Below are 11,881 nucleotides of genomic sequence, written 5' to 3'. Positions count from 1 at the left end.
TCTGCCGTCGATGGTATGCCGCCCGCTGTCAGTGGCGGGTCGTAGGGTCTGGGGCATGAGTTCCGCACCCCGGCCCCCCGCGCCGCCGTCCTCCCTGTCGCCGTCGCGGGCGAACGACTTCATGCAGTGCCCTTTGCTCTACCGCTTCCGGGTCATCGACAAACTGCCGGAGAAGCCGAGCGAGGCGGCCACCCGGGGAACCCTGGTGCACGCGGTGCTGGAACGGCTCTTCGACGCGCCCGCCGCGGAGCGTACGGCGCCGAGGGCGCGAGCGCTGGTGCCCGGGCAGTGGGACCGTCTCCTGGAGTCGAAGCCGGAGCTGACGGAGCTGTTCGCCGAGGACACCGGGGGTGAGCGGCTCGCGGGGTGGCTGGGCGAGGCGGAGCGGCTGGTGGAGCGGTGGTTCTCGCTGGAGGACCCGACGCGCCTTGAGCCGGTCGAGCGCGAGATGTTCGTGGAGACGGAGCTGGAGTCGGGGCTTCGGCTGCGCGGGGTCATCGACCGCGTCGACATCGCGCCGACGGGCGAAGTCCGGATCGTCGACTACAAGACGGGGAAGGCGCCGCGTCCGGAGTACGCGGAGGGCGCGCTCTTCCAGATGAAGTTCTACGCGCTGGTGGTCTGGCGCCTCAAGGGCGTGGTGCCACGCAGGCTCCAGCTGGTCTACCTCGGCAGCGGCGACGTCATGACGTACGACCCGGTGGTCGCGGACCTGGAGCGGGTGGAGCGGAAGCTGCACGCGCTCTGGGAGGCGATCCGGCTGGCGACGGAGACCGGCGAGTGGCGGCCGAGGCCGACCAAGCTCTGCGGCTGGTGCGACCACCAGGCGGTCTGTCCGGAATTCGGCGGGACTCCCCCGGTCTATCCACTCCCCGTGGTGCTGCCGGAGTCCTGTGAGGATGGGGCGGGCAGAATGGGGCCGGTCGGGGCCGACGCCGGTCGGCCCACGTCCCCAGACGGTCCCTGAGGAGTTCTTCGTGGCAATCCGCGTCCTGCTGGTCGACGACCAGCCACTGCTGCGCACCGGCTTCCGGATGATTCTGGAGGCCGAGGGCGATCTCGCGGTGGTCGGCGAGGCCGGCGACGGACTCCAGGCCATCGACCAGGTCCGGGCGCTCCAGCCGGACGTGGTGCTGATGGACATCCGGATGCCGAGGATGGACGGTGTGGAGGCGACCCGCCAGATCACCGGCCCGGACCGGAACGGCCCGGCGAAGGTGCTGGTGCTGACGACCTTCGATCTGGACGAGTACGTCGTGGAGGCGCTGCGCGCGGGCGCCAGCGGCTTCCTGCTCAAGGACGCCCCGGCCAACGAGCTGGTCCAGGCGATCCGGGTGGTGGCCGCGGGCGAGGCGATGCTAGCCCCGAGCGTCACCCGGCGGCTGCTCGACAAGTACGCCGACCACCTCCCGTCCGGCGAGGAGCCGGTCCCGGACGCCCTGCACCGCCTGACCGACCGTGAGGTCGAGGTGCTGAAGCTGGTGGCGCGCGGCCTGTCGAACGCGGAGATCGCGGCGGACCTCTTCGTCAGCGAGACGACGGTGAAGACGCATGTCGGGCACGTGCTGACCAAGCTCCAGCTGCGCGACCGGGTGCAGGCGGCGGTGTACGCGTACGAGAGCGGGCTGGTGCGGCCGGGCGCGCAGTAGTGGCGGGTGGTGCCGGTGTCTCACCGGGGATCGCCCACTCCGTTCCGGCCCGCGCTCTCAAGCGCCCCGTCGCCCGGAACGCGAGGGCGGGCCCCCTTTTCGTCCACGACGGCGCGGGGGCCGGCTGCCCCGCGGAAGGCCTCGGTCCGCACACGGAAGCGTGCGGGGTCCGGGGTCACGTCCTCGCGCAGGCGCCGGGCGACCGGGTCGCCGTCCTCGGGCCCTGGCGGCACCGCCAGGTGCACCGGGCAGACCGGGCTCCGCGCTCCGGCCGGAATCGGCCGGGCCGTTCAGTTCTGGTTTCCGTGGAAGGCCGGGTCCAGGACCAGCTTCTGCAGGAAGGTCAGGTCGACGTCTTCCAGCGAGCGGACGACCACGCGTCCGGCGGCCGGCGCGATGGGCGCCACGGAGGGTACGGCCACGACGCGGCATCCCGCGGCTTCCGCGGAGGCGACGCCGGTGGCGGTGTCCTCGATGACGGCGCAGCGGGCGGGGTCGGCGCCGAATCCGGCTGCGGCGGCGAGGTAGGGGTCGGGGTGCGGCTTGGTGCGGGCGACCTCGTCCCCGGCGACGGTCAGCGCGAAGTGGTGGTGGCCGACCGAGTCGAGGACCCGGTCGATGATGCGGCGGTGCGAGGCGGAGACGAGGGCGGCCGGTACGGAGTGGGCGGAGAGCTCGGCGAGCAGTCGGGCGGCGCCGGGCATGAGGGAGACACCCCGCCCGATGCGCTTCTCGAAGCGGTCGTTCAGCAGGACGGTGAGCTCCTCCACCGCGATGTCCGCGCCCGTCACGTCGATGAGGTAGCCGGCGCTGCGGGTCATCGGCCCGCCGACGACCACCTCGCGCCAGGACTCGTCGAGGCGGTGCCCGAGGTCGGCGAACACCTCCACCTCGGTGTCCCACCAGAAGCCCTCGGTGTCCACCAGGGTGCCGTCCATGTCGAGAAGGACGGCCTGCAGGGTCGCGCCGTCGGCCGTGCGGGTCAGGGACGCGGGGACCGTACTGGTCATGCGGCACACCTTCCGTGAGGGACGAGAAGGCCGGCCACCCTTCCGGGGAAGGGCGACCGGCCTCACTGGACCGACCAGTCTACGACTCGTCCGGCGTTCGCGCGTGAACGCTTTCGGGTGTTTCCCGACGCGAGCATGTCGGGAAGGTGCCCCCTGCGACCGCGCTCGGCGCGTCAGCGCGCGTTGAAGTACTTCGCCTCCGGGTGGTGGATGACGATCGCGTCCGTGGACTGCTCCGGGTGGAGCTGGAACTCCTCGGAGAGGTGGACGCCGATCCGCTCGGGCTGGAGCAGGTCGGCGATCTTGGCGCGGTCCTCCAGGTCGGGGCAGGCGCCGTAGCCGAGGGAGAAGCGGGCGCCCCGGTACTTGAGCGCGAACATGTCCTCGACCTGGGCCGGGTCCTCGCCGGAGTAGCCGAGCTCGGAGCGGACCCGGGCGTGCCAGTACTCGGCGAGGGCCTCGGCGAGCTGGACGGAGAGGCCGTGCAGCTCCAGGTAGTCGCGGTAGGCGTTGGCCTCGAAGAGCTTGGCGGTCTCGGCGCCGATCCTGGAGCCGACGGTGACGACCTGGAGGCCGACGACGTCCTTCTCGCCGGACTCCTCCGGGCGGAAGAAGTCGGCGAGGCAGAGGCGGCGGCCCCTGCGCTGGCGGGGAAAGGTGAAGCGGGTGCGCTCGGAGCCGTCCTCGTTCAGCAGGACGAGGTCGTCGCCCTTGGAGACGCAGGGGAAGTAGCCGTAGACCACGGCGGCTTCCAGCAGGTTCTCGCTCTGGAGCTTGTCGAGCCAGCCGCGCAGGTGCGGGCGGCCCTCGGTCTCCACGAGCTCCTCGTACGTCGGTCCGTCGCCGGCGCGGGCCTGCTTGAGGCCCCACTGGCCCTTGAAGAGGGCGCCCTCGTCGAGCCAGGAGGCGTACTCCTTGAGCTGGATGCCCTTGACGACGCGGGTGCCCCAGAACGGCGGGGCGGGTACCGGGTTGTCGGTGGCGACGTCGGAGCGGACGCCGGTCTCCGGCTCGGTGACCTCCAGGACGGCGGTGTCACGCTTGGGTACCCGGCGCTGCTTGAGCTCGGGGAGTACGGCTCCGGGGACGCCGCGCTTGACCCCGATGAGGGCGTCCATCAGGCGCAGGCCCTCGAACGCGTCGCGGGCGTAGCGGACCTCACCCTCGTAGATCTCGTGCAGGTCCTGCTCGACGTAGGCGCGGGTGAGCGCCGCGCCGCCGAGGATCACCGGGAACCGGGCGGCCAGCTTGCGCTGGTTCAGCTCCTCCAGGTTCTCCTTCATGATCACGGTGGACTTCACGAGGAGGCCGGACATGCCGATGACGTCGGCGTTGTGCTCCTCGGCGGCTTCCAGGATCGCGGAGACCGGCTGCTTGATGCCGATGTTGACGACGTTGAAGCCGTTGTTGGAGAGGATGATGTCGACGAGGTTCTTGCCGATGTCGTGGACGTCGCCGCGAACGGTGGCCAGCACGATGGTGCCCTTGCCCTCCGCGTCCGTCTTCTCCATGTGCGGTTCCAGGTAGGCGACCGCGGTCTTCATGACCTCGGCGGACTGGAGCACGAACGGCAGCTGCATCTGGCCGGAGCCGAACAGTTCGCCGACCACCTTCATGCCTTCGAGCAAGGTGTCGTTGACGATGTCGAGGGCCGGGCGGGTCTCCAGGGCCGCGTCGAGGTCGGCTTCCAGGCCGTTCTTCTCGCCGTCGATGATGCGGCGCTGGAGGCGCTCGTCGAGCGGCAGGGCGAGGAGCTCCTCGGCCTTGCCGGCCTTCATCGACTTCATGTTGACGCCCTCGAACAGCTCCATGAGCCGCTGCAGCGGGTCGTAGCCTTCGGCGCGGCGGTCGTGGATCAGGTCGAGGGCGACCTTGACCTGCTCCTCCTCCAAACGGGCGATCGGCAGGATCTTCGAGGCGTGCACGATGGCGGAGTCGAGTCCGGCCTTCACGCACTCGTCGAGGAAGACCGAGTTGAGCACGACCCGGGCGGCCGGGTTGAGGCCGAAGGAGATGTTGGAGAGGCCCAGCGTGGTCTGGACGTCGGGGTGCCGCTTCTTCAGCTCGCGGATGGCGCCGATGGTGGCGATGCCGTCCTTGCGGGACTCCTCCTGGCCGGTGCAGATGGTGAAGGTGAGGGTGTCGATGAGGATGTCCGACTCGTGGATGCCCCAGTTGCCGGTGAGGTCCGCGATGAGCCGTTCGGCGATGGCGACCTTGTGCTCGACGGTGCGGGCCTGGCCCTCCTCGTCGATGGTGAGGGCGATCAGCGCTGCGCCGTGCTCGGACGCGAGCTTGGTGACCTTGGCGAAGCGGGACTCGGGTCCGTCGCCGTCCTCGTAGTTGACGGAGTTCAGGACGGCACGGCCGCCGAGCTTCTCCAGACCGGCCCGGAGGACGGGCACCTCGGTGGAGTCCAGCACGATCGGCAGGGTGGACGCGGTGGCGAAGCGCCCGGCCAGCTCCGCCATGTCGGCGACTCCGTCGCGGCCGACGTAGTCGACGCAGAGGTCGAGCATGTGCGCGCCCTCGCGGATCTGGTCGCGGGCCATCTCGACGCAGTCGTCCCAGCGGGCCTCCAGCATGGCCTCGCGGAACTTCCTGGACCCGTTGGCGTTCGTACGCTCCCCGATGGCGAGGTACGAGGTGTCCTGACGGAACGGCACCGTCTGGTAGAGCGAGGCGGCGCCGGGCTCGGGGTGCGGGTCGCGGGTGGTGGGGACGGTGCCGCGGACGCGTTCGACGACCTGGCGCAGGTGCTCGGGGGTCGTACCGCAGCAGCCGCCGACCAGCGAGAGGCCGTACTCCTGGACGAAGGTCTCCTGCGCGTCGGCGAGACCCTCGGGGCCGAGCGGGAAGTGCGCGCCGTCCTTGGTGAGGACGGGGAGGCCGGCGTTGGGCATGCAGAGGAGCGGGATGCGGGAGTGGCGGGTGAGGTAGCGCAGGTGCTCGCTCATCTCCGCGGGGCCGGTGGAGCAGTTCAGGCCGATCATGTCGACGCCGAGCGGTTCGAGCGCGGTCAGCGCGGCGCCGATCTCGGAGCCGAGGAGCATGGTGCCGGTCGTCTCGAAAGCCAGCGAGACCAGCAGCGGAAGGTCGCTGCCGAGCGCCTCCAGCGCCCGGCGCGCACCCAGGATGGCGGCCTTGGTCTGGAGGAGGTCCTGGGTGGTCTCGACGATGAGCGCGTCGGCGCCCCCGGAGACCAGGCCTTCGGCGTTCTGCTGGAAGCCTTCGCGGAGCTGGGTGTACGGGGCGTGGCCCAGGGTCGGCAGTTTGGTGCCGGGCCCCATGGAGCCGAGCACCCAGCGCTGCTGTCCCGTGGAGGCGGTGAACGCGTCGGCGACCTCGCGGGCGATGCGCGCGCCGGCCTCGGAGAGCTCGTGGATGCGCTCGGGAATGTCGTACTCGCCCAGGGCGGAGGAGTTCGCGCCGAAGGTATTGGTCTCGACACAGTCCACACCGACCGCGAAGTACTCCTCGTGCACGGAGCGCACGATGTCGGGGCGGGTGATGTTGAGGATCTCGTTGCAGCCTTCGAGGTCCTGGAAGTCTTCGAGCGTGGGGTCCTGGGCCTGGAGCATGGTGCCCATGGCGCCGTCGGCCACGACCACACGGGTGGCGAGTGCTTCGCGGAGTGCGTCAACCCTGCTCGGGCTGGCGGCGGAAGGGGTCGGCAACGAGGCCATGGATGATCTCCCAGGGATGCGACGGCTGTCGGCTTTGCGCACTTCCGGCAGAAGGCGCACCCGGCCAGCGTAGCCCGCTACCGGTGACCCCTGTGCGGGTGTCCCACCGACCGGACTGCATGCTGTGGCGGAAAAGGTGCGGCGGGGATGCGACGGAACACCGCCCCTTGCCCCGCGCGGAGGTCGGCATCGGCCGATAGTGTTCAGCATTGTCGAACCGAGCGGACGAGTGGAGGAGTACGGCGCGATGGCCAAGAACATCCAGTCGCTGGAGCGGGCGGCGGCGATGCTGCGCCTGCTGGCGGGCGGCGAGCGCCGGCTCGGCCTCTCCGACATCGCCTCGTCCCTGGGCCTCGCCAAGGGGACGGCCCACGGCATCCTGCGCACCCTCCAGCTGGAGGGCTTCGTCGAGCAGGACCCGGCGTCCGGCCGCTACCAGCTGGGCGCGGAGCTCTTGCGCCTGGGCAACAGCTACCTGGACGTCCACGAGCTGCGCGCCCGCGCCCTCGTCTGGACCGACGACCTGGCCCGGTCGAGCGGCGAGAGCGTCCATCTCGGCGTGCTGCACCAGCACGGGGTGCTGATCGTGCACCACGTCTTCCGGCCGGACGACAGCCGCCAGGTACTGGAGGTCGGCGCGATGCAGCCGCTGCACTCCACCGCGCTGGGCAAGGTGCTCGCGGCGTTCGACCCGGTGGCGCACAGCGAGGCGCTGGAGGGCGAGCGGCGCTCCTTCACCGCCCGCACGGTCACCGCGCAGGACGCGTTCGAGGAGACGCTCGCGCTGACCCGGGCACGCGGCTGGGCGGACGACGCGGAGGAGACCTGGGAGGGGGTGGCGGCCGTGGCGGCGCCCGTCCACGACGGCCGCCGGATGCCGGTCGGAGCGGTCGCGGTGACCGGCGCGGTGGAGCGGCTGCGCCCGGGCGGCGAGCTGCGCCCCGAACTGATCGCCGCGGTACGCGACTGTGCCCGGGCCGTCTCCCGCGACCTGGGGGCCGGCCGCTTCTGAGCCCGGGGCCCACCCGTACCCGATCCGCGCACGGCCCACGCACGGCCCGTACCCGGTATCCCCGAGCCCGCCCGCCCGTCCCGCCGACCGGGCGGGCTCTCGCATGCGCGGCCGCCGCGCCGGACGGCGGGTCGGTCGGCGGGTCGGCCGGACGTCCGCGCCGATCCCTTCCCCGCCGGCCGGTCGCATCCCCGCCGGCACCCCGTCGGCCGGTCGCTTTCCGCCGGAGCGCGCCACCCGGTCCGAGTCGTATGCCACACCCCCTTGACTCCCGCCTCGACCGAGCGAAACACTGCCGTTCACCGGTCGGCATTGTCGAACACTTCTCGGCCATAGGCGTTAAGGTGTGGCAATGCCGAGGGCCGGTCAAGCCCCTGCAGGCGGCGCATCCCCTTCACAGGGGGCGTCATCTGGGGCGTGTACCCCCGGAGGGACCCGGTGGTGCGCATACCCCTGGACGAAGGACAAAGGAGTCACGGTGTCCAGCTCCGACATCTTCATCGGCGAGACCATCGGTACCGCCGTACTCATCCTGCTGGGCGGTGGTGTCTGTGCCGCCGTCACGCTCAAGCGCTCCAAGGCGAAGGACGCGGGCTGGGTCGCCATCGCCTTCGGCTGGGGCTTCGCGGTGCTCACCGGCGCGTACCTGGCGGGCGGTGTGTCCGGGGCCCACCTCAACCCGGCCGTCACCATCGGCCTCGCGATCCAGGGCGGCACGCCGTGGAGCCAGGTGCCCCTCTACATCGGATCGCAGCTGCTCGGCGCGGCCATCGGAGCGGTACTGGTGTGGGCCGTGTACTACGGGCAGTTCCGGGCCCACCTGACCGACCCGGAGATCACCGGCACCGAGAACCCCGCCGAGGGGATGGTCGACCAGACCACCGCTCCCCACGCGGGACCGGTGCTCGGCGTCTTCTGCACCAGCCCCGAGATCCGTAACGCCGTGCAGAACCTGGTCACCGAGATCATCGCCACTCTCGTGCTGGTACTGGCCATCCTGACCCAGGGACTCAACGACGACGGCAACGGGCTCGGCACGCTGGGCGCGCTCGTCACCGCCCTGGTCGTGGTCAGTATCGGGTTCTCCCTCGGCGGCCCGACCGGCTACGCGATCAACCCGGTCCGCGACCTCGGCCCGCGTATCGTGCACGCACTGCTGCCGCTGCCGAACAAGGGCGGCTCGGACTGGGGCTACGCGTGGGTACCCGTCGTGGGACCGCTCGTCGGTGGCGCCCTGGCCGGCCTCCTCTACAACGTCGCCTTCGCCTGATGCGCGAGAGCCCGGCAGACGCCACCACCCACACCACCACAGACCCCGGGGAGCACACCGTGAACGACGCACACACCGCCGGCCCGTTCATCGCGGCCATCGACCAGGGCACCACCTCGACCCGCTGCATCGTCTTCGACAAGGACGGCCGGATCGTCTCGGTCGAGCAGAAGGAGCACGAGCAGATCTTTCCGAAGCCCGGCTGGGTCGAGCACGACGCCACCGAGATCTGGGAGAACGTCCAGGAGGTGGTGGCCGGAGCCGTCGTCAAGGCGGGTGTCACGGCCGACGACGTGAAGGCCATCGGCATCACCAACCAGCGCGAGACCACGCTGATGTGGGACCGGCACACCGGAGAGCCCGTCCACAACGCCCTCGTCTGGCAGGACACCCGTACCGACGCGCTCTGCAAGGAGCTCGGCCGCAACGTCGGCCAGGACCGCTTCCGCCGCGAGACCGGCCTGCCGCTCGCCTCCTACTTCGCCGGGCCCAAGATCCGCTGGCTGCTCGACAACGTCGAGGGGCTGCGCGAGCGGGCCGAACGCGGGGACATCCTCTTCGGCACGATGGACTCCTGGGTCATCTGGAACCTCACCGGCGGCACCGACGGCGGCGTCCACGTCACCGACGTCACCAACGCCTCGCGCACCCTGCTGATGAACCTGCACAACCTGACGTGGGACGAGCGCATCCTGCGGTCCATGGACATCCCTGCCGCCGTCCTCCCGGAGATCCGCTCCTCGGCAGAGGTGTACGGGCTCGCCTCCGACGGGGTGCTCGCCGGGGTACCGGTGGCCTCCGCGCTCGGCGACCAGCAGGCGGCGCTCTTCGGCCAGACCTGCTTCTCGGAGGGCGAGGCCAAGTCCACGTACGGCACCGGCACCTTCATGCTCATCAACACCGGCTCCACCCCGGTCAACTCCTACAACGGGTTGCTGACCACCGTCGGCTACCGGATCGGCGACCAGCCGGCCGTGTACGCGCTGGAGGGGTCGATCGCCGTCACCGGTTCGCTGGTGCAGTGGATGCGCGACCAGATGGGGCTCATCAACTCGGCCGCCGAGATCGAGACCCTGGCCTCCTCGGTGGACGACAACGGCGGCGCGTACTTCGTGCCCGCCTTCTCCGGCCTGTTCGCCCCGTACTGGCGCCCCGACGCCCGGGGCGTCATCGCCGGGCTCACCCGTTACGTCACCAAGGCGCACATCGCCCGGGCCGTGCTCGAAGCCACCGCCTGGCAGACCCGCGAGATCAGTGACGCCATGACGAAGGACTCCGGCGTCGAGCTGACCGCGCTCAAGGTCGACGGCGGCATGACCTCCAACAACCTGCTGATGCAGATGCTCTCCGACTGCCTGGACGCGCCCGTGGTGCGCCCGATGGTCGCCGAGACCACCTGTCTCGGCGCGGCCTACGCGGCCGGTCTCGCCGTCGGCTTCTGGCCCGACACCGACGCGCTGCGCGCCAACTGGCGCCGGGCCGCCGAGTGGACACCCCGTATGGACGCGGCCACCCGTGACCGCGAGTACAAGAGCTGGCTCAAGGCCGTGCAGCGCTCCATGGGCTGGCTCGACGACACCGAGGAGTAGCAGACATGACCATCCCGCAGAGCGTCCCCGCCCCCGGGACGCGCCCGGCCACCGGCTCCCTCCCGAGCCGCGCCGAAACCAGGGAGCGGCTCTCCCGCACGACGTACGACCTCCTGGTGATCGGCGGCGGCATCCTGGGCATCTCCACCGCCTGGCACGCCGCGCAGTCCGGACTGCGGGTGGCCCTGGTGGACGCCGGCGACTTCGCCGGCGCCACCTCCTCCGCCTCCTCCAAGCTGCTCCACGGGGGGCTGCGCTACCTCCAGACCGGTGCGGTGAAGCTGGTGGCGGAGAACCACTTCGAGCGGCGGGCGGTCTCCCGGCAGGTCGCCCCGCACCTCGCCAATCCGCTCACCTTCTACCTGCCGGTCTACAAGGGCGGCCCGCACGGGGCGGCCAAGCTCGGCGCCGGCGTCTTCGCCTACTCGGCGCTCTCCGCCTTCGGCGACGGCGTCGGCCATGTGATCAGCCCGCAACGGGCCCGCCGGGAGGTCCCCGAACTGCGTACGGACGGGCTGAAGGCGGTCGCGGTCTACGGCGACGACCAGATGAACGACGCGCGGATGGCCCTGATGACCGTGCGCGCGGCTGTCGCGGCCGGTGCGGACGTGCTCAACCACGCGGCGGTGACCGGGCTCCGGTTCACCCGGGGCCGGGTCACCGGAGCGGAGCTGGCCGACCGGGTCGACGGTACGGAGTTCGGAGTGGACGCCCGCCTGGTGCTGAACGCCACCGGTCCTTGGGTGGACCGGCTGCGGAGGATGGAGGACCCGGGCGCCGCCCCCTCCGTACGGCTCTCGAAGGGCGCGCACCTGGTGCTGCGGCGCACCGCCCCCTGGCGGGCCGCGCTGGCGACGCCGATCGACAAGTACCGGATCACCTTCGCCCTGCCGTGGGAGGACATGCTGCTGCTCGGCACCACGGACGAGGTGTACGAGGGCGAGCCCGAGGACCTGGCGGTGACGGAGAAGGACACCGCGCAGATTTTGGACGAGGCGGCCTTCTCCGTCCGGGACCAGCAGCTCTCGCGCGACCTGATCACGTACTCCTTCGCGGGGCTGCGGGTGCTTCCGGGAGGCCCGGGCGACACCTCGACGGCCAAGCGGGAGACGGTCGTGACGGAGGGGAGCGGCGGGATGCTGTCGGTGGCGGGCGGCAAGTGGACGACGTTCCGTCACATCGGCCGCACCGTGATGGCCAAGCTGGCCGCGCTGCCGGGGCATCCGCTGGGCGAGGCGATGGAGCCGATGGACCGGCTGCCGAAGCGGCTGCCGCTGCCCGGGATCGCCAGTCCCGGAGCGGTGACGCACCGGCTGCTGGCGGACGGTGCCGGCTCCGGTCCCCGGCTGGCGGCGGACACCGCGCGGCATCTGGCCACGCACTACGGTTCGCTCGCCTTCGACATCACCCGGCTCGCGGAGGAGGACCCGGCCCTCGCCCGCCGCATCCACCCGGACGCCCCGGAGATATGGGCGCAGGTGGCGTACGCGCGGGACCACGAGTGGGCCGAGACCGCCGACGACGTGCTGCGGCGGCGGACGACGCTGACGATCCGCGGGCTGGCCACCGACGAGGTGCGGGCGGGGGTCGAGTCGGTGCTGGCGGAGCGCGGCTGAGGGCACGTCGGCAAGACGCCTGCGCGGCGGCGACCCCGCCATGCCGCCG

8 protein-coding genes are annotated in these 11,881 nt (G+C 71.4%); 6 read left to right on the top strand and 2 right to left on the bottom strand.

Annotated features, from left to right (window positions below):
* The first annotated feature begins 55 nt into the window (after positions 1-55).
* Positions 56-967 carry a PD-(D/E)XK nuclease family protein gene (locus ACFZAX_RS27215; protein ID WP_390964909.1) on the top strand — a complete coding sequence of 304 codons (912 nt, stop codon included), beginning with the start codon at positions 56-58 and terminating at the stop codon, positions 965-967.
* A 10-nt stretch (positions 968-977) separates the two neighbouring features.
* On the top strand, positions 978-1,649 hold the full coding sequence (locus ACFZAX_RS27210) for a response regulator (protein WP_390964908.1): 672 nt from the start codon (positions 978-980) through the stop codon (positions 1,647-1,649).
* Positions 1,650-1,939: 290 nt separating this feature from the next.
* Here the strand turns inward: ACFZAX_RS27210 and ACFZAX_RS27205 are convergent, their stop codons facing one another.
* Positions 1,940-2,659 carry an HAD-IA family hydrolase gene (locus ACFZAX_RS27205; RefSeq protein WP_390964907.1) on the bottom strand — a complete coding sequence of 240 codons (720 nt, stop codon included), beginning with the start codon at positions 2,657-2,659 and terminating at the stop codon, positions 1,940-1,942.
* 173 nt (positions 2,660-2,832) lie between these two features.
* Entirely contained in the window at positions 2,833-6,345 is a 3,513-nt protein-coding gene (metH, locus tag ACFZAX_RS27200) for a methionine synthase (RefSeq protein ID WP_390964906.1), read from the bottom strand.
* Between the two features lie 247 nt (positions 6,346-6,592).
* On the opposite strand from metH, the gene ACFZAX_RS27195 reads away from it, so the two are divergent.
* The 4 genes from ACFZAX_RS27195 to ACFZAX_RS27180 all read left to right on the top strand — a co-directional run bounded on the left by ACFZAX_RS27195 (position 6,593) and on the right by ACFZAX_RS27180 (position 11,832).
* The gene (locus ACFZAX_RS27195; RefSeq protein WP_390964905.1) at positions 6,593-7,357 is read left to right on the top strand and encodes an IclR family transcriptional regulator C-terminal domain-containing protein; all 765 of its coding nucleotides are present in this window, start codon (positions 6,593-6,595) and stop codon (positions 7,355-7,357) included.
* A 478-nt stretch (positions 7,358-7,835) separates the two neighbouring features.
* A complete protein-coding gene (locus tag ACFZAX_RS27190) occupies positions 7,836-8,627 on the top strand; it encodes an MIP family channel protein (RefSeq protein ID WP_390964904.1) in 792 nt (263 codons plus the stop codon).
* Between the two features lie 59 nt (positions 8,628-8,686).
* Positions 8,687-10,216 (top strand): glycerol kinase GlpK, encoded by a 1,530-nt coding sequence (gene glpK / locus ACFZAX_RS27185; RefSeq protein ID WP_390964903.1) that lies wholly within the window; start codon positions 8,687-8,689, stop codon positions 10,214-10,216.
* 5 nt (positions 10,217-10,221) lie between these two features.
* The gene (locus tag ACFZAX_RS27180; RefSeq protein WP_390964902.1) at positions 10,222-11,832 is read left to right on the top strand and encodes an FAD-dependent oxidoreductase; all 1,611 of its coding nucleotides are present in this window, start codon (positions 10,222-10,224) and stop codon (positions 11,830-11,832) included.
* The last annotated feature ends 49 nt before the right edge of the window (positions 11,833-11,881 follow it).

Source organism: Streptomyces sp. NPDC008125 (genome assembly GCF_042957125.1).
In the GTDB taxonomy this organism is placed as follows: Bacteria; Actinomycetota; Actinomycetes; order Streptomycetales; family Streptomycetaceae; genus Streptomyces.
This window is presented reverse-complemented; position numbering and strand designations above follow the sequence as displayed.

What these genes read in the sequence shown, in the direction of transcription:
- metH (WP_390964906.1), bottom strand. Translation starts at nt 6,345, where the DNA reads ATGGCCTCGTTGCCGACCCCTTCCGCCGCCAGCCCGAGCAGGGTTGAC.
- ACFZAX_RS27180 (WP_390964902.1), top strand. Translation starts at nt 10,222, where the DNA reads ATGACCATCCCGCAGAGCGTCCCCGCCCCCGGGACGCGCCCGGCCACC.
- ACFZAX_RS27195 (WP_390964905.1), top strand. Translation starts at nt 6,593, where the DNA reads ATGGCCAAGAACATCCAGTCGCTGGAGCGGGCGGCGGCGATGCTGCGC.
- ACFZAX_RS27205 (WP_390964907.1), bottom strand. Translation starts at nt 2,659, where the DNA reads ATGACCAGTACGGTCCCCGCGTCCCTGACCCGCACGGCCGACGGCGCG.
- ACFZAX_RS27215 (WP_390964909.1), top strand. Translation starts at nt 56, where the DNA reads ATGAGTTCCGCACCCCGGCCCCCCGCGCCGCCGTCCTCCCTGTCGCCG.